At 58.6% G+C, this 18,313-nt stretch carries 16 protein-coding genes; 8 read left to right on the forward strand and 8 right to left on the reverse strand.

Features of this window, described 5'->3' with window-relative positions; translation table 11 throughout:
* Positions 1-26 precede the first annotated feature (26 nt).
* Genes V7Q10_RS09510 through V7Q10_RS09520 form a run of 3 tightly spaced genes read right to left on the reverse strand, consistent with a single transcriptional unit; the run spans position 27 to position 2,263 of the window.
* A complete protein-coding gene (locus V7Q10_RS09510; RefSeq protein WP_333868850.1) occupies positions 27-1,007 on the reverse strand; it encodes a methyltetrahydrofolate cobalamin methyltransferase in 981 nt (326 codons plus the stop codon).
* Positions 1,008-1,022: 15 nt separating this feature from the next.
* Positions 1,023-1,937 carry a methylenetetrahydrofolate reductase gene (locus V7Q10_RS09515; protein ID WP_333868851.1) on the reverse strand — a complete coding sequence of 305 codons (915 nt, stop codon included), beginning with the start codon at positions 1,935-1,937 and terminating at the stop codon, positions 1,023-1,025.
* Between the two features lie 23 nt (positions 1,938-1,960).
* Positions 1,961-2,263, reverse strand: a complete 303-nt coding sequence (locus V7Q10_RS09520) for a virulence factor (protein WP_333868852.1) — start codon at positions 2,261-2,263, stop codon at positions 1,961-1,963.
* A 274-nt stretch (positions 2,264-2,537) separates the two neighbouring features.
* Here V7Q10_RS09520 and V7Q10_RS09525 point away from each other — a divergent pair, with 274 nt between their 5' ends.
* Positions 2,538-3,674: a Ppx/GppA phosphatase family protein gene (locus V7Q10_RS09525; RefSeq protein ID WP_333868853.1), complete on the forward strand. Its 1,137-nt coding sequence runs from the start codon at positions 2,538-2,540 to the stop codon at positions 3,672-3,674.
* The gene (locus V7Q10_RS09530) at positions 3,671-4,438 is read left to right on the forward strand and encodes an RlmE family RNA methyltransferase (protein ID WP_333868854.1); all 768 of its coding nucleotides are present in this window, start codon (positions 3,671-3,673) and stop codon (positions 4,436-4,438) included. The genes V7Q10_RS09525 and V7Q10_RS09530 overlap by 4 nt, the downstream gene beginning before the upstream one ends.
* A gap of 67 nt (positions 4,439-4,505) precedes the next feature.
* Here V7Q10_RS09530 and V7Q10_RS09535 read toward each other — a convergent pair whose 3' ends face one another.
* A complete protein-coding gene (locus V7Q10_RS09535; protein WP_394972098.1) occupies positions 4,506-5,075 on the reverse strand; it encodes a YcbK family protein in 570 nt (189 codons plus the stop codon).
* Positions 5,076-5,455: 380 nt separating this feature from the next.
* Here V7Q10_RS09535 and V7Q10_RS09540 point away from each other — a divergent pair, with 380 nt between their 5' ends.
* Genes V7Q10_RS09540 through V7Q10_RS09555 form a run of 4 tightly spaced genes read left to right on the forward strand, consistent with a single transcriptional unit; the run spans position 5,456 to position 9,632 of the window.
* Positions 5,456-7,015: a L,D-transpeptidase family protein gene (locus V7Q10_RS09540; RefSeq protein WP_333868856.1), complete on the forward strand. Its 1,560-nt coding sequence runs from the start codon at positions 5,456-5,458 to the stop codon at positions 7,013-7,015.
* Positions 7,016-7,044: 29 nt separating this feature from the next.
* Positions 7,045-8,136 carry a UDP-3-O-(3-hydroxymyristoyl)glucosamine N-acyltransferase gene (locus V7Q10_RS09545; protein ID WP_333868857.1) on the forward strand — a complete coding sequence of 364 codons (1,092 nt, stop codon included), beginning with the start codon at positions 7,045-7,047 and terminating at the stop codon, positions 8,134-8,136.
* Between the two features lie 30 nt (positions 8,137-8,166).
* A complete protein-coding gene (locus V7Q10_RS09550; protein WP_333868858.1) occupies positions 8,167-8,427 on the forward strand; it encodes an acyl carrier protein in 261 nt (86 codons plus the stop codon).
* Positions 8,424-9,632 carry a beta-ketoacyl-[acyl-carrier-protein] synthase family protein gene (locus V7Q10_RS09555; protein ID WP_333868859.1) on the forward strand — a complete coding sequence of 403 codons (1,209 nt, stop codon included), beginning with the start codon at positions 8,424-8,426 and terminating at the stop codon, positions 9,630-9,632. Before V7Q10_RS09550 ends, V7Q10_RS09555 begins: the two co-directional genes overlap by 4 nt.
* Positions 9,633-9,680: 48 nt before the next feature.
* Here the strand turns inward: V7Q10_RS09555 and V7Q10_RS09560 are convergent, their stop codons facing one another.
* Positions 9,681-10,304, reverse strand: a complete 624-nt coding sequence (locus V7Q10_RS09560; protein ID WP_333868860.1) for an invasion associated locus B family protein — start codon at positions 10,302-10,304, stop codon at positions 9,681-9,683.
* A 368-nt stretch (positions 10,305-10,672) separates the two neighbouring features.
* Here V7Q10_RS09560 and V7Q10_RS09565 point away from each other — a divergent pair, with 368 nt between their 5' ends.
* On the forward strand, positions 10,673-12,214 hold the full coding sequence (locus tag V7Q10_RS09565) for a helicase HerA-like domain-containing protein (protein WP_333868861.1): 1,542 nt from the start codon (positions 10,673-10,675) through the stop codon (positions 12,212-12,214).
* Positions 12,215-12,245: 31 nt separating this feature from the next.
* Here V7Q10_RS09565 and V7Q10_RS09570 read toward each other — a convergent pair whose 3' ends face one another.
* Positions 12,246-12,656 (reverse strand): Fur family transcriptional regulator, encoded by a 411-nt coding sequence (locus V7Q10_RS09570; protein ID WP_333868862.1) that lies wholly within the window; start codon positions 12,654-12,656, stop codon positions 12,246-12,248.
* A 699-nt stretch (positions 12,657-13,355) separates the two neighbouring features.
* On the opposite strand from V7Q10_RS09570, the gene V7Q10_RS09575 reads away from it, so the two are divergent.
* A complete protein-coding gene (locus tag V7Q10_RS09575) occupies positions 13,356-17,045 on the forward strand; it encodes a vitamin B12-dependent ribonucleotide reductase (protein ID WP_333868863.1) in 3,690 nt (1,229 codons plus the stop codon).
* A 68-nt stretch (positions 17,046-17,113) separates the two neighbouring features.
* Here the strand turns inward: V7Q10_RS09575 and V7Q10_RS09580 are convergent, their stop codons facing one another.
* Together V7Q10_RS09580 and V7Q10_RS09585 are read right to left on the reverse strand one after the other, a co-directional pair.
* Positions 17,114-17,563 (reverse strand): hypothetical protein, encoded by a 450-nt coding sequence (locus tag V7Q10_RS09580; RefSeq protein WP_333868864.1) that lies wholly within the window; start codon positions 17,561-17,563, stop codon positions 17,114-17,116.
* Positions 17,564-17,632: 69 nt separating this feature from the next.
* Positions 17,633-18,313: O-linked N-acetylglucosamine transferase family protein (locus V7Q10_RS09585; RefSeq protein WP_442885854.1), on the reverse strand; the 681-nt coding region annotated here is incomplete at its 5' end.

The following is an 18,313-nucleotide window of genomic DNA, read 5'->3' on the forward strand; positions in this document are numbered from 1 at the left end:
AGCGCGAGCCCCCAATTTTGCTGCATTTAGCCGCGTGCGCGACGCCCGCCGCGGCGGCCAGAGGTTGCCGAATTCGCCGCAGCCGAAGCTTCTGCAAAGGTGGCACCGGCTTCGACAGCCTCGATCACCTTGGCAAAGCGGATCCATTCGCCGCCGTTGGCATCATGGTTCATCAGGAAGTTGGCGGCGCGAATGGCCTCCATTTCCACCATCCGCACCGGGTTCATGATCGCCGAGGTCATGCCCGCGCCAATTGCCATCGGCAAAAAGGCCGCGTTGATGCCGTGGCGGTGCGGCAGACCAAAGGAGATGTTCGAGGCGCCGCAGGTGGTGTTGACCCCCAACTCTTCGCGCAGACGGCGCACCAGCGCAAACACTTGCTGGCCCGCGCTGCCCATAGCGCCAACTGGCATCACAAGCGGATCAACCACGATGTCATGCGCCGGAATACCGAAATCTGCGGCCCGCTCGACGATCTTTTTGGCAACGGCAAAGCGCACATCGGGGTCTTGGCTGATGCCGGTGTCATCGTTGGAAATCGCCACCACCGGCACGTTGTATTTCTTGACCAGCGGCAGAACCAGCTCTAGCCGCTCTTCTTCGCCGGTGACCGAGTTCAACAGCGGGCGGCCTTCGCAGGCCATCAGACCCGCCTCCAAAGCGCCGGGAACCGAGCTGTCGATGCACAATGGCACATCCACAGCCGCCTGAATCCGCAGGATCAATTCGCGCATCAGGGGCGGTTCGACAAAGTTATTGTCGGCATAGCGCGGGTCTTCGGCCATTTTATTGGTGAAAACTGCGCCCGAATTGACGTCAAGCACGGTGGCACCGCAAGCGACCTGCTCGAGTGCATCGCGCAAAACGGTTTCAAAATTGCCAACCTCAAGCTCGGCTGCCAGCTTTTTGCGGCCGGTTGGGTTGATCCGCTCGCCGATCACGCAAAAGGGTTCGTCAAAACCGATGATTACGGTTTTTGTCTTAGATTCGATAACGGTACGGGTCATAGTTAAAGCTCTTTCTTAAGCGTTTGCGGGAACGCCCGAGGCGCCGCCATGTTCAGTGACCCAAGCCGCATTGGTCTTAATGCCGCCCAAGGGGAAGAAATGCACCTGTTCGATGCCGAACAGCGGGTTTGCCGCCTTATGCGTCGCCAGTTCCGAGGCAAATTCGGTCGGCTCGTATGGCAGCAACAGCTTGGTGACATCCATCGCCCGCTTTTGCAACACGCGCAACGAAGCCCCCACGCCACAGGAAATCGCAAATTTGATCAGGGTTTGCAGCTTGGCAGGCCCTGCCACGCCGATGTGAATGGGCAGATGCACGCCCGCGGCGGCCAGATGGTTGGCCCAAGCGATCACGGGGTCTGCTTCAAAGCAAAACTGCGTCGCAATCGCCATTTTCGCATCAGAGCGTTCCGAGAAATCCTGCTTCCACTTTAAAGCCTGCATGACGATGGCATCGCCGCCGTCCTTGTCGATGTCTTTGTTGCCCTCGGGGTGGCCTGCAACATGCAGCCGGTCAAAGCCGTCAAACAGACCGCTTTCCAAAAGCTGCATCGAATTGTCGTAATCGCCGACAGGGGTGCCGACACCACCGCCCAGCAGCAAGGCTTGTTTCACGCCTGCTTCGCCTTGATAGCGCGCGATCCAATCGGCCAGCGTCGCCTTATCGGCGATGATGCGGGCGGGAAAATGCGGCATCACATCAAAGCCTTCGCCCGCGATCCGCTTGGCCGTGGCGACCATCTCTTCGATCGGTGTGCCGTCGATATGGGCGATATAGACGCGGGTGCCTTTCGGCAGCAGGGCGCGGAAATCTTCGACCTTTTCCGCGGTGCGTGGCATCACCTCGATCGAATAGCCCTTCAAAAAGGCTTCGAGGTGGTCGGGGGATGCTGCCGCTTTGCTGTCTTTGCGGAAGAAACTCAGGGCCATTTCAGGTTCCTTTTGGAAGGGGGTCAGACCGCAGCGCGGCCTTCGGCTTGGATAAGGGCTTTCAGACGTTCGCTGTCGTATTCGGCATCCAGACGGGCGGCCTCAGATGCGGCGATCTCGGCAGGCTCGCCCTCGACAGGGTAAGACGGAGCCTTGCGCCATTCGGCCAGATAGGCGTCGGCATCCTTGGCACCGATTTTCATCGCGCAGCGGTCGATGGCCTGCTCGAAGCGCTCGGGAAGCTGCACTTTAGACCCCGAACGGCCCTTGCCGACGATGACTTGGGCAGGAATATCCCGCCAGAAAACGATAGTGACGTCGGGCATGTGCTTTGATTCCCTTTGGTCTGTTTCGATCTGTTCTATGCGGCGTTTCACGACAAGCGGGGTCGGTTTTCGACATGGCGCGCGCTTGTTGCGACCCCCACCACTGGCACCTTTAGAGCTACCCTCAGAGCCGCGGCTTTGCCAGACCGGCTGTTTGCAAAATTCTTCATCTAAAACATGCATGATTTTGGCATTTTTGCAAAGGCAGTTCTGGGCGCTTGTCAGTCTGCTGGAACCCGTCTACCTTGGATGTAACAACCTATGGAGGGCGATCATGGCGCCCAAGCGTCCCCGGGGGGCGGACGCGTTACACTTAGCGGTAGAGGCCGAAATCGGTGCTTCCCGCAGTCAAAACCCGTCGGCTGCCCCCAGCCTTGGGTCACGGGGGCTTTATGCCGCCGTTGATCTGGGCACAAATGCGTGCCGCATGCTGATTGCCGAACCAAAGGGCAGTCAGTTTGTGGTGGTCGACAGCTTTTCGAAGACTGTCCAATTGGGCGCGGGGCTGGAAGCCTCGGGCAAGCTTAGTCGTGCCTCGATGGGGCGGACGATGCAGGCGCTGCGGATCTGTCAGAAAAAGATCGAACAACACGGGGTGGCGCATATGCGCTTTGTCGCCACCGAAGCGTGTAGGCGGGCCCGCAACGCGCGCGAGTTCATGCGGCAAGTGAAACGCGAAACCGGCCTGATCGTCGAGATTATTCCCGCCGAGGAAGAAGCGCGGCTGGCGGTGATTTCCTGTGCGCCTTTGGTCAACCGCAACACCGAACAACTGCTTGTGGTCGATATTGGCGGCGGCTCGACCGAATTGGTCTGGATTGATCTGTCGCTGGTGGCCCCCGAAGATCGGCCCCGTGCCATCATGCGGCTGCACCGCGGGTTTCAGGTGGAACCGGGCGGCGCGCGGGTGGTGGATTGGATTTCGGTGCCGCTCGGGGTGGCGACGCTGAAGGATCAGTTCCAAGATGTTGAAGATGACGCTGCGCGCTTTGCGCTTATGAGCTGGTTTTTTGAGGAACATCTTGCTTCCTTCTCGCCCTATAACGCCGCGCAAACCCGGGCTGGCTTTCAGATTATTGGCACCTCGGGCACGGTGACGACGGTTGCGGCCTCTTATCTGGGGCTGCGACGCTATGATCGCACCAAGGTGGACGGCTTGCAGATGACCTCGGATCAGATCGATCTGGTGATCCGCGAATATCTGACGCTTGGCCCCGAAGGCCGCCGGGTGGATCCACGCATTGGCCGTGATCGTCATACGCTGATTATGTCTGGGGCGGCTATCCTTCAGGCATTAATGCGGATATGGCCTACAGATCGCCTGTCGGTGGCTGATCGTGGCCTTCGAGAAGGGCTTCTTTATGCTCAGATGAGCGCTGATGGCGTTCTGGAAGACGGACCTTACCAATGACCGAGAAAACGCCTACGGGCAAAAACACTTCTGGCCGAGGCCAGCGCGACCTGAAGGTTCGCGTCAAAACCGCAAAGGGGCGCAAGCTGTCCTCGACGCTGTGGTTGGAACGCCAGCTGAACGACCCCTATGTGATCCGCGCCAAGAAAGAGGGCTATCGGGGCAGGGCGGCATATAAGATTCTGGAGCTGGACGAAAAGTATAACTTTCTGGTGCCAGGCGCGCGGGTGGTTGATTTGGGCTGTGCGCCGGGTGGCTGGTGTCAGGTCGCAGTCAAACGGGTCAATGCCTTGGGCGACAATCCCAAAAAGCCGATTGGCACTGTTTTGGGCATTGATTTGCAAGCCATCGACGGCATCGCGGGGGCGCAGATCCATCAGTTGGATTTCCTGTCTGACGAGGCGGATGCGCTGGTCAAGGGCTGGCTTGGCGGGCCTGCGGATGTGGTGATGTCGGATATGGCGGCTTCGGCCTCGGGGCACAAAGGCACCGACCACTTGCGCATCATTGCGCTGATCGAGGCGGCTTTGGCCTTTGCTTTTGACGTTTTAGAAGAGGGCGGCACTTTCGTTGCCAAGGTTCTGGCCGGCGGCGCCGAGGCCGAGATGCAGACTCAGTTGAAGAAATCCTTCAACAAGGTGGCGAATGTGAAGCCGCCTGCAAGCCGTCAAGATAGTTCTGAGAAATTCGTGGTCGCCCAAGGCTTTCGCGGCAAGCACACTTTGTCAGGATCGTTCTTGCCGATTGATCTGGACGCAAACTAAGCCAGCAACACAAAAGAAAAGGCGCCCAAGTGGGCGCCTTTTTCTATTATCAGGTATCGTTTGGCGATCAGCCGCCCCAAGTCCGGATCGGGCCGCAATCCATATGGACAAAATTTGATCCATAATAATGGCCAACGCCACCCGCCGAACAGGTCTCGGCCGCGCGAGAAATCTGTTTGACCGAGCGCGACTTCAACCGCAGATCTGCGGCTTGGCCCTTCATATGCAGCGAGTTGCGTGCAACGCCACGCGAATGCGAGCGCAGCATCGCGTTCGTTTCTGGGCTGCGATAGCCCGATAGCAGCATATAGGGTTCGTTCACATCCAGCAGACGATGGGTGGCTGCGATGATGTCGATGTTGCGCGCATCGATCGTCACCACCTTGTCATTACGCCAGTCGCGCATGAAGTGGTTCATTTCTTTCAAAACTTCGGGAATGTACTCGCCTTCGATCCAATAGATCGTGTCGATGCTTTCGCCGGTTCTGCCTGAATACATTTTGACGCGGCGAATGTCGCCCGCCCCTTTCAACAAGCCAAAGGCATTGGAATAGGTCGGGGCCGCAATCACCGCAGTTGCGGCGAAAACGCCCAGCAATCCGCGCCGTGTGATCCCGTTAGAGGTTGTCATCGCCATTCTTTGCGCCTGTCCCGAAGCTGATCTTCGACCGCTTGTATAGCGGTTCATTGTTCACATTGTCTTTCAGTGCTTGGGCGTTATGACACGAAGTTTCTAAAATCCAAAGCTTAGAATACCCCAAGCGAAGCGAAGACAGGGCAATCGGCAAGAACTTGCTGATCTTGATTTTTTCACCGGCCAAAGCCCGCGCAGCCTTTGCCGTTGCCCAATTGTGACAGGGCGGCGCGGTTTTGCTGACAAAACCTCAGCCGCAGGGGATCAGCTGTTTACAGCGCTGGGTGCATGTCTCATCATAAAGTGTGCCATTTTATCGCGTTCAACCGCAGGGATTTATCGTGCGTTTTCATCCTCCCCTCCCAAAGAGCGGGCTTTCGTTTTTGGCCGTTTGGGCAGTTGTTGCCTTCGGCTTTGCCGCGCCGGTTGCGGCGCAAACCAGTGCCTTCAGTCGCGCGCTTGCCGAGGCAGCCTCGCAAGACCAGGCGCTTGCCGGGTTTTACCGCGACGCAGGCTATGCATCGCTTTGGACCTCGGCCAAAGACAGCCCGCGGCGCGCGGCGCTGATGCGGGCCTTGTCAAGCGCGGCTGCGCAGGGTCTGCCAGAGGCGCGCTATAATGCATCAGGGCTGTTGCGTGCCGCTAAAGCTGCCAGCACTCAAGGCGATCTTGGCCGTCTGGAAGTGGCTTTTTCGCAAGCCTTTCTGAGCTATGCCACCGACCTGAACTCGGGGGCTTTGACGCCGAAAAAGATTGATGCCGGCATTCTGCGCGAGATTATCCGCCCCAAGCCCGCTGATTTGTTGCAAGGCCTTGCCGCAGCCGAGCGCCCCTATAGCTATATGCGCAGCCTTGCGCCGCGCGCGCCACAATATGCGCGTTTGGTGAAGGAAAAGCTACGTCTGGAAACCGAGGGCCAGATCGAAACCAAGCTGTCGAGCGCAAAGCTAGAGTTGGGCGACACTGGGTCTGCGGTAATTGCGCTGCGCAACCGATTGATACAGCTAAATTATATCGATCGCTCTGCCTCTGCCGCCTATGACAGCCAGATCCGCCGCGCGGTGCAGCAGTTTCAGCTGGATCAGCGCATCGAACCCGATGGCATTGCCGGCAGCTCGACGATTGCCGCGCTGAACAAGACCGCCGAGCAGCGGCTGGCCGCGATCACAGTGGCGCTGGAGCGGATGCGCTGGATGGCTGATACCGATCTGGGCGCGCGGCATATCTGGGTGAACCAACCCAGCTTTGTTGCCGATATTGTTGACAATGGCCGCGTCAGTTTTGAGACCCGCGTGGTGATCGGCAAGGCCAGCAAAGACACCGAAAGCCCCGAGTTTTCGGATGTGATGGAATATATGGTGATCAACCCAAGCTGGGGGGTGCCGCGTTCGATTATCGTGAAGGAATATCTGCCGCTGTTGCAGCAAAACCCGAATGCGGTTGGGCATTTGCAGGTGATCGACGGTCAAGGCCGCGTCGTCTCGCGGGGGGCTGTGAACTTCGCCTCTTATTCGGCTTCTAGCTTTCCTTACGGGCTGCGTCAGCCGCCCTCGGATGGCAATGCTTTGGGCAAGGTGAAATTCATGTTCCCCAACCCCTATAACATCTACCTGCATGACACACCGGCCAAGTCACTGTTTGCAAATGAGGTGCGCGCCTATAGCCACGGGTGCATCCGTTTGGGTGACCCCTTTGACTTTGCCTATACGCTTTTGGCCAAGCAAAGCAGTGATCCCAAGGCCGAGTTTGCCACCCATCTTGCGACCAAGCAGGAAACAACCTTGCCGTTGCGCGCGCCTGTGCCGGTGCATCTGGTCTACTACACCGCATGGCCCACCGCCTCGGGCAGCATTGGCTATCGTCCCGACATCTATGGCCGCGATGCCGCCTTATTCGAGGCGCTGGTGCAAGCGGGGGTGGTAGTTGGTGGCGTTCAGGGCTAAATCTTCTGCCAGAATTGCCGGAGACCCCCATGGCCCATTCCATTCGTGACATTGCAACCGCTTTGGCCGCCGAGGCTGAGGGCGATCTTGATCTGGTGATTTCGCGCGCCTGCGAGCCAAGTGCGGCGGGCGCGGGCGATTTGGCCTTGGCGATGGATCCGCGCTATGGCGATGGCATCGCAAAAGGCAAGGCACAGGCAGCGCTGCTTTGGCCGGGCGCGGATTGGCGCGCCTTGGGGCTGAAGGCCGCGATCTTTGCGCCGCGCGGGCGTTTGGCGATGGCGGGGCTGACGGTTTTGCTGGACGAGGGCCCCGATATTGCCCCCGGCCTGCATCCGATGGCGGTGATTGACCCCACCGCCGAGATAGGTGCAGGGGCCGCGATTGGCCCCTTTGTCACCATCGGCGCAGGGGTGCGGATTGGTGCGCGGGCGCGCATCGCCTCGCATGTTTCGATCGCCAAGGGCGCGCAGATTGGCGATGATGCTTTGATCTTGCAAGGCGTGCGGATCGGCGCGGGCGTCAAGATCGGCCACCGCTTTATCTGCCAACCCGGCGCTGTGATCGGGGCGGATGGGTTTTCCTTTGTCACCCCGGAAAAATCCGGCGTCGAGGAAATTCGGGGCACGCTTGGTAAGCGCGATGAGATCCGCCCACAAAGCTGGACCCGCATCCATTCGCTGGGCGCGGTTAGCCTTGGCGATGATATCGAGATCGGGGCCAATGTCACCATCGACCGTGGCACCATTCGCGATACTACGATCGGCTCGGGCACCAAGCTCGATAACCTTGTGCATATCGGCCATAACGTGCAGATCGGCCGCGATTGTCTGCTGTGTGCGCAGGTGGGGATCGCAGGCTCGGCGCGCATTGGCGACCGCGTGGTGATGGCGGGGCAATGCGGGGTGAACGACAATATCTTTGTTGGCGATGATGTGATCTGCGGCGGCGCCAGCAAGGTCTTTACCAATGCGCCCGCAGGGCGCGTGCTGCTGGGTTATCCGGCGGTCAAGATGGAAAGCCATATCGAGATGCAAAAGGCCTTGCGCAGATTGCCTCGGATGGCGTCTCGTGTCACAGAGATTGAGAAAGCCATATCTCTGTTACGAAGCACAGAGTAATTTGCCCGAATGTCAGACGGGGGAAATCCGATGGATTTGAAAGAACATGTGATCGCGGTGCTTGCCGAACAGGCGATGCTTGACCCCGGCGATATTGATCCTGCGCAGCCGCTGGCTGATCTGGGGATCGACAGTCTTGCGCTGGTCGAGACGATCTTTGCGCTGGAAGAGGCCTTTGACATCAGCATTCCGTTCAATGCCAATGACGCGCAGGCGATGAGCTTTGATCTCTCCTCGGTCGAGGCTTTGGTGGCAGCCGTTTCCGATCTGGTCGCCAAGAAAGCTGCATGAGGCGGGTTGTCATCACCGGCGCGGGCACGGTCAACCCGCTGGCGATGGATGTCGCGGGCACCTATGCCGCCTTTGCCGCCGGGCGCTGCGCGATTGGGCCGCTGCTGATCCGCGATGTTGATCGTTTGTCGGTCAAGATCGCCGCACAAGTACATGGCTGGCAGCCCGAGCAGCATTTCGAACGCCAACGCCTGCCGCTGTTGGACCGCTTTGCACAATTCGCGCTTGTGGCAGCCCGTCAAGCGGTGGCGCAATCGGGCCTGAGGTTTCAGGGCGCTTTGGCCGATACCACTGGGGTGGTTCTGGGCACGGCGGGGGGTGGCCTTACCACCACCGACGACAATTATCGCAGCGTTTACGCCGAGGGTAAATCCCGCGTGCATCCCTTTGTGGTGCCGAAACTGATGAGCAGTGCAGCCCCCAGCCATGTCTCGATGGAGTTTACCCTGCGCGGCCCCAGCTTTGCGCTGTCCAGCGCTTGCGCCAGTTCCAACCACGCGATGGGGCTGGCGTTTCAGATGGTGCGATCAGGGCTTGCCGATGTGATGCTGACCGGTGGTGCCGAGGCGATGCTGTGCCTTGGCGGCATCAAGGCTTGGGAGGGGTTGCGGGTGATGTCGCCCGACGCCTGCCGCCCGTTCAGCCTGACCCGCAATGGCATGGTGCAGGGCGAGGGCGCTGCGGTCTTTGTGTTTGAAGACTTTGATCATGCCCGCGCGCGCGGGGCGGTGATCTTGGCCGAAGTCGCAGGCTTTGGCATGACCTCGGATGCCTCTGATATCGTGATGCCTTCGACCGAAGGCGCGGCGCGGGCGATGACGATTGCGCTAAAGGATGCTGGGCTGGCACCAGAGCAGATCGGCTATATCAACGCGCATGGCACCGGCACGGCGGCGAATGACCGATCCGAGACCGCAGCCATTCGCACGGTGTTTGGCGCGCAGGCAGACCGGCTGATGGTGTCTTCGACCAAATCCATGCACGGGCATTTGATCGGCGGCACTGGCGCGGTCGAGCTGTTGGCCTGCCTGATGGCGCTGCAAACAGATGTGATCGCCCCGACGATGGGCTTTGAAACCGCAGATCCTGATTGCAATCTGGACGTCGTGCCAAACGAGGCCCGCGCGGTCCGTGTCGAGGCGGTGCTGTCAAACGCCTTTGCCTTTGGCGGGCTGAATGCGGTCTTGGCGCTGCGCCGGATATGAAAAAGCCCCGCCAAACCTGAGCGGGGCTTTTTGCAAGCTGCGTTGATCTTAAGGTGCAAGCGTCGCCGTCACTGCATCCAAGGCCGCAGTAAAGCCCTTGAGGCTGATGTTCAGCACAACCTTTTTGGTCGGGTCTACGGCCGGCACGATGGTCATATCGGCCTTTACGCCCTTTTTGAACTGGGTGACCTCTTCAGCGGTAAAGCCAACACGGGCGACACAGCCGGGCTGGGCGCAAAAGGTAAAGGGGTAGATTTTTGGCACACCACCATCGACTTCGATCACCAGATTGGCGGTCAACAGGGTTTCCAGCGGTACCATGATCGTGGCTCCGGCTGCGGCTTGCTGGCCGGAGGGCAGCGGGAACATGCTGAACTCGGCGACGGCATTGCCGTCAGCGTCTTTCAGCAACTGATACATCTGGCAGGGGTCTTTGCCATCAGCTGCCTTGACGCAATTTTGCTCCCAAGCATCAAACTGCGCCAAAGTATAGCTTTGACCAACCGCTGCTGTGTCTTTGGTGACGGGGGCAGGTGGCGCGGCTGGGGTGCCCATGTTCAACGTCTCGGCCGCGGGGGCTGCGGGCGCGGGCGTGGCTTCTTGCGCGAAAATCGGCAATGCCGCCGCCAAGGCCAGCCCAAGACCAAGGGTAAAGCCGCGGTATCCTGACATCTTTGACATCTCTGTGTCTTCCTTACTTGTTCAAGGCGCTCGTTATCATGCGGCTTATCGCAAGTCAGGCGCTAAAGAGACAGCGCTGCGGCCAGCATGGGCAAAATATTGCTGATCTGAAAAAGAAAAAAGGCCGGTTGCCCGACCCTTTTTCCAGTTTTTTGTATTCTCCCTGTCGGACTGGCCGACGTCTAACCGGAAACTTAAGGAGGTTTTTTCAAGCCGTCAACAGGATAAATCACAGGGTTTTGTTAGGCTGCGGCTTTGGGCGTGCCGACACAAGAAGGGCTGGCAACACGCGCTCAAGCCTGTATTCTGCCTGCGGTAAGCGCTGCGATCCACGGCGCGGGTGAAGTAAAGGGTTTTAGATGAGCGATCGGATTTTTGTCGGTGGGGGCGGTGCGGCATATGGTGTGGCGCAAGAGCTTTTGCTGAAATATGGCAACCGTCACGGGCTGATTGCGGGAGCGACAGGAACCGGAAAAACCGTTACATTGCAAATTCTTGCCGAGGGTTTCTCTGCCGCTGGTGTGCCGGTGTTTATGGCCGATGTGAAGGGCGATCTTTCGGGGATTGCCGCTTCTGGCAGCGCGACGCACAAGCTGCATGACGCCTTTACCAGCCGCGCAGCCACCATCGGGCTGGATCTGCACTACCGCGCCTTTCCGGTGACGTTTTGGGATATGTTTGGCGAAAACGGCCACCCGATCCGCGCCACAGTGGCCGAGATGGGGCCGTTGTTGCTGAGTCGGCTGTTAGAGCTGACCGAGCCGCAAGAGGGCGTGCTGAACGTGGCCTTTCGGCTGTCGGATGAAGAGCAGTTGCCGCTGTTGGATCTGAAAGATCTGCAAGCGCTGCTGAGTTTTGTAGCCGAACATGCAAGCGAGATTTCGGGGCGCTATGGTTTGGTCTCGACCACCTCGATTGGTGCGATTCAGCGCAGGCTTTTGGTGCTGGAAAACCAAGGCGCTGCGCAAATGTTTGGCGAACCTGCCCTTGATCTGGCCGATCTGATGCGGCTCGATGCGCAGGGCGCGGGCATGGTCAATATTCTGGCCGCCGACAAGCTGATGAACAGCCCAAGGCTTTATGCCACCTTCCTTTTGTGGCTGTTGTCCGAACTTTTCGAGCAGCTGCCCGAGATCGGCGATCCTGATCTGCCCAAGCTGGTGTTCTTTTTCGACGAGGCGCATCTTTTGTTCAACGATGCGCCAAAAGCCTTGGTGCAAAAGGTTGAACAGGTGGCGCGGCTGATCCGGTCAAAGGGGGTAGGGATTTATTTCATCACCCAAAACCCTGCCGATGTGCCTGATGTGATTTTGGGGCAATTGGGCAATCGGGTGCAACATGCTCTGCGCGCTTTTACCGCAAAAGACCAAAAAGATCTAAGGCTTGCGGCGCAGACCTACCGCCCCAATCCAAATTTTATCACCGAAGAAGCTATTCGGGATGTTGGCACTGGCGAGGCTGTCACCTCGTTTTTGCAAGCCAAGGGCGTGCCTTCGGTGGTCGAGCGCACGTTGATTCGTCCGCCTGCCTCGCAACTGGGTCCGATTGATCCGACCGTGCGTGCGCAGCTGATCGCGGGCTCGGTTATGGGGGCGAAATATCGCCAAAGCATCGACCGCGACAGTGCTTACGAGCGTTTGCAACGCCGCGCCGCACAGGCAGCCCAAGAAGCAGCCCAAGCTCAATCGTCCGCAACCCAAGACGCCGTGCCAGAATTTCAAAACGCGCGGCGCTATCAGCCTTCGAGCCTGCCGCGCAGCCCCAAACCCAGCAAAGCCGCTGCAAGCCGGTCCGACAGCATTGGGACCACTCTGGCGAAAAGCTTTGCCCGCAGTCTGGGGTCAAAAGCTGGCCAACAATTGGTGCGGGGCGTTTTGGGGTCTTTGTTCAAAAGCCGCTGAGGCAAGGGCACGCCGCCCGCTGGGGGCTGTGTCAGGTCTTTTTAACCGGCACACCCAGCAGTTCGAGCCGGTGGCCGATCAGGCGATATCCCAGCCGCGCAGCGATGCGTTCTTGCAAGGCTTCAATTTCAGGATCAACAAATTCAATGACTTTGCCTGAATTGACGTCGATCAGATGATCGTGATGGTCGCGCAATGAATCTTCATAACGCGCGCGGCCATCGCCAAATTTCAACTTTTCCAGCAGTCCGCTTTCCTCGAACAGCTTGACGGTGCGATAGACCGTGGCCAACGAGATCTTCGCGTCCACCTTGGCTGCGCGGCTGAACAGCTCTTCGACATCGGGATGATCTTTTGACGCCGCAATCACCCGCGCCACCACTTTGCGCTGATCGGTCATGCGAAGGCCCTTTTCGACACCGCGCGTAATCAGATCAGACATCCTTGGGCTCCGCAGGTTTCCAGATCTAAAACTTTAGGCCAAAGCCCGCCGCGCCGCCAGATGTTTTGCGCGAATCTCTGGCCCAAAGCCGGCCGCAAGCCGCTTAAGGGCGCCCAAATGCGGCGCGGCCAAGGCTCGGGGTCGGCGCATGTGGCCTTTTCATCACGGCCCATGTTAACCAACCTGCCCAATTTTGCGGCAAAGCTCGTGGGTCAGGGCAAGGGCAGGATGCTTTTTGGTATAGCGGCCTTTGCTGCTTTGGTATGGCCGCGGCTCTGCGCCGCCGTCGGCTTTGCGGGCGCAGCTCTTGCCACGGTCTGTGAAGGCTCTGACGCAAGCTGCCAAAATCTTTTGATTTTATCTGCAATCCTAGGCTGTGGTGCGGCGGTGTTTTGCGGCCAGACAATGGCGTTGGATGCCGACGCTGCACGCCACCTGTAGAGCCAAATTTAGGTCAAGCACAAAATCTAGTGGATATGTCTAAAATAATCGTTGCCGGTTTCGAGGATTTCCGACAGGTTGTGCAAGCGCTGGGACGATCCACCAGATTTGGTGTGCATCCCTGCTTTCAAGGGTCAGAAAACGCCACCAATGGTGGAGATGTCGGGAGCGTTGTCCCGATATGGGACCTGCAAGCGGCGCGACAGACGGGGACAGGACGAGGCCAAGCAGAACCTCGCCAAGACAAGGGACAGGCAGATGAAAATCGAGCGGAAATTCACCACCGAAACCGGCGGCGCTTATGGCGACATCGCTTTTTCGACCACGACTTCGGAAATTCGCAACCCTGACGGGACGGTGGTTTTCCGCAATGAGGCGGTCGAGGTGCCCAAAGGCTGGAGCCAAGTTGCTTCTGATGTGTTGGCGCAAAAGTATTTCCGCAGGGCAGGGGTTCCGGCTGTCTCGAAAAAGGTCAAGGAAAAGGGCCTGCCCGAATTCTTGCACCGCTCGGTTCCAGATGAGGCCGAATTGGCCAAGCTGCCCGCCGAAGAGCGCTTTGTCGGCGAAACATCTGCCAAGCAGGTGTTTGACCGCTTGGCTGGGGCCTGGACCTATTGGGGTTGGAAGGGCGGCTATTTCAGCACCGAAGCCGATGCGCGCGCCTATTATGACGAAATGCGCTTTATGCTGGCACGCCAGATGGCCGCGCCCAACAGCCCGCAGTGGTTCAACACCGGTCTGCATTGGGCCTACGGCATCGACGGCCCAAGCCAAGGCCATTATTATGTGGATTATCAAACGGGTAAGCTGACAAAATCGTCGTCGGCCTATGAGCATCCGCAGCCGCATGCTTGCTTTATCCAATCGGTCAAAGACGATCTGGTCGGCGATGGCGGCATTATGGATCTGTGGGTGCGCGAGGCGCGTCTGTTCAAATATGGCTCGGGCACCGGCACCAATTTCTCGTCGCTGCGCGGCGAGGGGGAAAAGCTGTCGGGGGGTGGTAAATCCTCGGGCTTGATGGGCTTTTTGAAAATCGGCGACCGGGCTGCTGGCGCGATCAAATCGGGCGGCACCACGCGGCGCGCGGCCAAGATGGTGATCTGCGACATGGATCACCCCGATGTCGAAGAATTCGTGAATTGGAAGGTGATCGAAGAGCAAAAGGTTGCGTCTTTGGTTGCTGGTTCGAAAGCGCATGAGCTGCGGTTGAACGAGATTTTCACTGCCATTCGCACTTGGGATGGCGCCTCCGAGGATTCGGTTGATCCGGCCAAGAATGCAGCCCTGAAAGCCGCGATCCGCTCGGCCAAAAAGGCCATGATCCCCGACACTTATACCAACCGCATCTTGCAATACGCGCGGCAGGGCTTCACCTCGATCGAATTCCCCACCTATGACGTCGATTGGGATTCCGAGGCCTATACTACGGTTTCGGGGCAAAACTCGAACAACTCGGTGCGCGTGACCGATGCTTTCTTGCAAGCGGTGAAAGACGATGCCGATTGGGCGCTGATCCGGCGCACCGATGGCAAGACCGCCAAGACCATCAAGGCGCGCGATCTTTGGGATCAGGTTGGCCACGCGGCATGGGCCTGTGCTGATCCGGGCATTCAGTTCCACGATACCGTCAACGCTTGGCACACCTGCCCCGAGGACGGTGCGATCCGCGGGTCGAACCCCTGCTCGGAATATATGTTCCTTGATGACACTGCGTGCAACTTGGCCTCGATGAACCTGCTGACGTTTTTCAGTGAGGGTAAGTTCGATGCAGCTTCTTACATGCATGCCACGCGGCTGTGGACGGTGACGCTGGAAATCTCGGTGATGATGGCGCAATTCCCAAGCCAGGAAATCGCGCAGCGCTCGTTTGATTTCCGCACGCTGGGGCTGGGCTATGCCAATATCGGCGGTTTGCTGATGAATATGGGCTATGGTTACGACAGCGTTGAGGGGCGTGCGATGTGCGGCGCGCTGACGGCGCTGATGACCGGCGTGACCTATGCCACCTCAGCCGAGATTGCGGCCGAGCTGGGAGCCTTTGCGGGCTATGATCGCAACGCCGCACATATGATGCGGGTGATCCGTAACCACCGTGCCGCAGCTTACGGCAAGACCGAAGGCTACGAGGCGCTGAACGTCAAACCGGTCGCGCTTGATGCGGCCAACTGCCCTGACCAGATGCTGATAACCTTGGCCAAATCGGCTTGGGACGAGGCGCTGACCCTTGGCGAGGCGCATGGCTTCCGCAACGCGCAGACCACCGTGATCGCGCCCACCGGCACCATCGGTCTGGTGATGGATTGTGACACCACCGGCATCGAGCCTGACTTTGCGCTGGTGAAGTTCAAGAAACTGGCGGGCGGCGGCTATTTCAAGATCATCAACCAATCGGTGCCTGCGGCTTTGGAAAAGCTGGGCTATTCCACATCGCAGGCGGCAGAAATGGTTGCCTATGCGGTGGGCCATGGCACCATCGGCAATTGCCCCGCCATCAATCCAACCGCGCTGATCGGCCACGGCTTTGGCCCGCGCGAGCTGGAAAAGATCGAAGCAGCGCTGCCTTCGGCCTTTGATATCCGCTTTGTGTTCAACCAATGGACGCTGGGTGAGGATTTCTGCAAGGGCAGCTTGGGCATTCCTGCCGCCAAGCTGATGGACCCCAGCTTTGATCTGCTGCGCCACCTTGGCTTTACCAAGGCGCAGATTGACGCGGCCAATGACCATGTTTGCGGCACGATGACCCTTGAAGGCGCGCCCTTCCTGAAGAAAGAACACTATTCTGTGTTCGATTGCGCCAATCCCTGTGGCAAGACCGGCAAGCGTTATCTCTCGGTGGAAAGCCATATCCATATGATGGCGGCGGCGCAGTCCTTCATCTCGGGCGCGATTTCCAAGACCATCAACATGCCAAACTCGGCCACGATCGAAGAGACTTTGGCCGCCTATGAGTTAAGCCACAGCCTTGGCATCAAGGCCAACGCGCTTTACCGCGACGGATCAAAGCTTTCGCAGCCCTTGGCCTCGGCCTTGGTTGAAGACGATGAAGAGGCCGAAGAGGTGCTGGCGACCGGATCGGCGCAAGAAAAGGCCGCTGTCTTGGCCGAAAAGATCGTCGAGAAGATCATCATTAAGGAAATCATCCGCACCAACCGCGAAAAACTGCCCGAGCGGCGCAAGGGCTATACCCAAAAAGCCATCGTCGGCGGCCATAAGGTCTATCTGCGCACCGGCGAATATGGCGACGGTCGTCTGGGCGAGATTTTCATCGACATGCACAAAGAAGGCGCAGGCTTCCGCGCCATGATGAACAACTTTGCCATCGCGGTTTCGGTGGGTCTGCAATATGGCGTGCCGCTGGAAGAGTTCGTCGAGGCCTTTACCTTCACCCGCTTTGAACCTGCGGGCATGGTGCAGGGCAACGACTCGGTGAAAAATGCCACCTCGATCTTGGATTACATCTTCCGCGAGTTGGCGATTTCTTATCTGGACCGGACCGATCTTGCGCATGTCAAACCCACGGGCGCGTCTTTCGACGATCTGGGGCGCGGCGAAGAAGAGGGCAAGCGCAATATCTCGGAGATGAGCGATATGGCGGCCTCGCGCGGGCTAGAGGTGCTGAAACAGATCAGCTCGACCGGCTATCTGCGCAAGCGTCTGCCGCAAGAATTGGTGGTGCTGCAAGGCGGGATGGGCGTGCAGGCGCTGGCCAACGGCACCGATCCGGTCTCGACGCTGAACATGCTGATCCCTGAAACCGCGCGCGGGGGGGCGTCGTCGGGCAGCACGGCGCTGGCTTCGGGCACCGTCACCATGGACGCGCGGGTCAAGGCCAAGATGCAGGGCTACGAGGGCGATCCTTGCGGCGAATGCGGCAACTACACGCTGGTGCGCAACGGCACCTGCATGAAATGTAACACCTGCGGCGGCACCAGCGGCTGTTCATAAGGCCGGGGCTTCAGACCTAAAAACGGCGGCTCGATCAGAGCCGCCGTTTTGCGTTGTGAAGATTGTTTTTAAAACAACAACTTATAGACATTGCCGTTGGTGTCAGTTGCGCTGCCAGTGCCGCTGATGGTGCCACTTCCGATCTTGAAATTTCCCTGAATGCGGGTGCCATCGTTGCAAACTGCATAGATTTCGCCATCATTCACGCCTGCCACCGTCTTTGTGGTGCGATCCAGATTGCCGTTTGGGCCGCGCAGGCTTAAGGAAAACCCCTTGGTGCGGGCGGTCTCTCTTGGGGAAACCGTGGTCCAAGTGCCCTTACATTTCACCCGCCGTGGCAGTTTGAACGCCAGCGTGCCCGAGGTGGTTTCGGTCACCTTGGCGTTCAGATCAATAATAAGCGAAGGCGTTGCCTCGGCAATTGGCCCACGCAGCGGATAAAGCTTCATCTCGCTGCTGGGGGCTGCACAGGCAACAAGCGGCAACAGGCTGATCAGGGCAAGGCGGCGAAGGGTCATGGCGTGTTCCATTGGCTGCGGTTGCCGCTTTTTCTACCACCACAGCGCGCGCGTCAATGGCGGCTGCGGCTATGGCGCGGGCTCTGTGATCCACAGATCTTGCGGCGGCTTGCCCTGCTGGTGCAGATCATAGGCCAATTGAAGCCCGCGTTCAAAATTGCGGGTATAGCGTTTGGTGTCAAACAACGGGCTGGTCGGGCGAGATACAGCAATATGCTGGCGCAGTGCCTTTAACCGCGCCGGATCGCGCGCCAGCGCAAGGATAAGGGCCTCATATTCGGCCTCGGTCGATGTGATTAACGCGGAGAGCCCCATCGCTTGCAAAAGACTGGCACCGACCCGCGCTGAAAATTGCTGACCCTGTTTGGTCACAACTGGCAAACCCGCCCAAAGTGCCTCGCTGCCGGTGGTATGGGCGTTGTAATTAAAATTATCGACAAAAATATCGGCAAAACGATAGCGGGCAAGGTGTTCGTCATGCGCAATCCTGCCGGCAAAGACCAAACGCGCCGGATCAATGCCGCGCTGCTCGGCCTCGTAGCACAGATTCCTTTTCGACCAGCTGTTGCCCTCGAGCAGCCAAAGAACCGAGCCTTCGATTTTTGATAAAATCCGCATCCAGATGTCAAACTCGGCCGGTGTGATTTTGTAGTTGCTGTTAAAGCAACACAACACAAAAGCCTCTTCTGGCAGCCCATAATCCGTACGGGTCATCGGCGTTTTTGCAATCTGAAGTTGATCGTCATTGGG

It is taken from the genome of Cypionkella sp. (assembly GCF_036782355.1).
In the GTDB taxonomy this organism is placed as follows: Bacteria; Pseudomonadota; Alphaproteobacteria; order Rhodobacterales; family Rhodobacteraceae; genus Cypionkella.

Coding starts and splice junctions, on each gene's coding strand:
- V7Q10_RS09570 (WP_333868862.1), bottom strand. CDS start 12,656: ATGTCTGATCTGATTACGCGCGGTGTCGAAAAGGGCCTTCGCATGACC.
- V7Q10_RS09580 (WP_333868864.1), bottom strand. CDS start 17,563: ATGACCCTTCGCCGCCTTGCCCTGATCAGCCTGTTGCCGCTTGTTGCC.
- V7Q10_RS09525 (WP_333868853.1), top strand. CDS start 2,538: ATGGCGCCCAAGCGTCCCCGGGGGGCGGACGCGTTACACTTAGCGGTA.
- V7Q10_RS09565 (WP_333868861.1), top strand. CDS start 10,673: ATGAGCGATCGGATTTTTGTCGGTGGGGGCGGTGCGGCATATGGTGTG.
- V7Q10_RS09550 (WP_333868858.1), top strand. CDS start 8,167: ATGGATTTGAAAGAACATGTGATCGCGGTGCTTGCCGAACAGGCGATG.
- V7Q10_RS09575 (WP_333868863.1), top strand. CDS start 13,356: ATGAAAATCGAGCGGAAATTCACCACCGAAACCGGCGGCGCTTATGGC.
- V7Q10_RS09530 (WP_333868854.1), top strand. CDS start 3,671: ATGACCGAGAAAACGCCTACGGGCAAAAACACTTCTGGCCGAGGCCAG.
- V7Q10_RS09515 (WP_333868851.1), bottom strand. CDS start 1,937: ATGGCCCTGAGTTTCTTCCGCAAAGACAGCAAAGCGGCAGCATCCCCC.
- V7Q10_RS09510 (WP_333868850.1), bottom strand. CDS start 1,007: ATGACCCGTACCGTTATCGAATCTAAGACAAAAACCGTAATCATCGGT.
- V7Q10_RS09535 (WP_394972098.1), bottom strand. CDS start 5,075: ATGGCGATGACAACCTCTAACGGGATCACACGGCGCGGATTGCTGGGC.
- V7Q10_RS09520 (WP_333868852.1), bottom strand. CDS start 2,263: ATGCCCGACGTCACTATCGTTTTCTGGCGGGATATTCCTGCCCAAGTC.
- V7Q10_RS09545 (WP_333868857.1), top strand. CDS start 7,045: ATGGCCCATTCCATTCGTGACATTGCAACCGCTTTGGCCGCCGAGGCT.
- V7Q10_RS09560 (WP_333868860.1), bottom strand. CDS start 10,304: ATGTCAGGATACCGCGGCTTTACCCTTGGTCTTGGGCTGGCCTTGGCG.
- V7Q10_RS09555 (WP_333868859.1), top strand. CDS start 8,424: ATGAGGCGGGTTGTCATCACCGGCGCGGGCACGGTCAACCCGCTGGCG.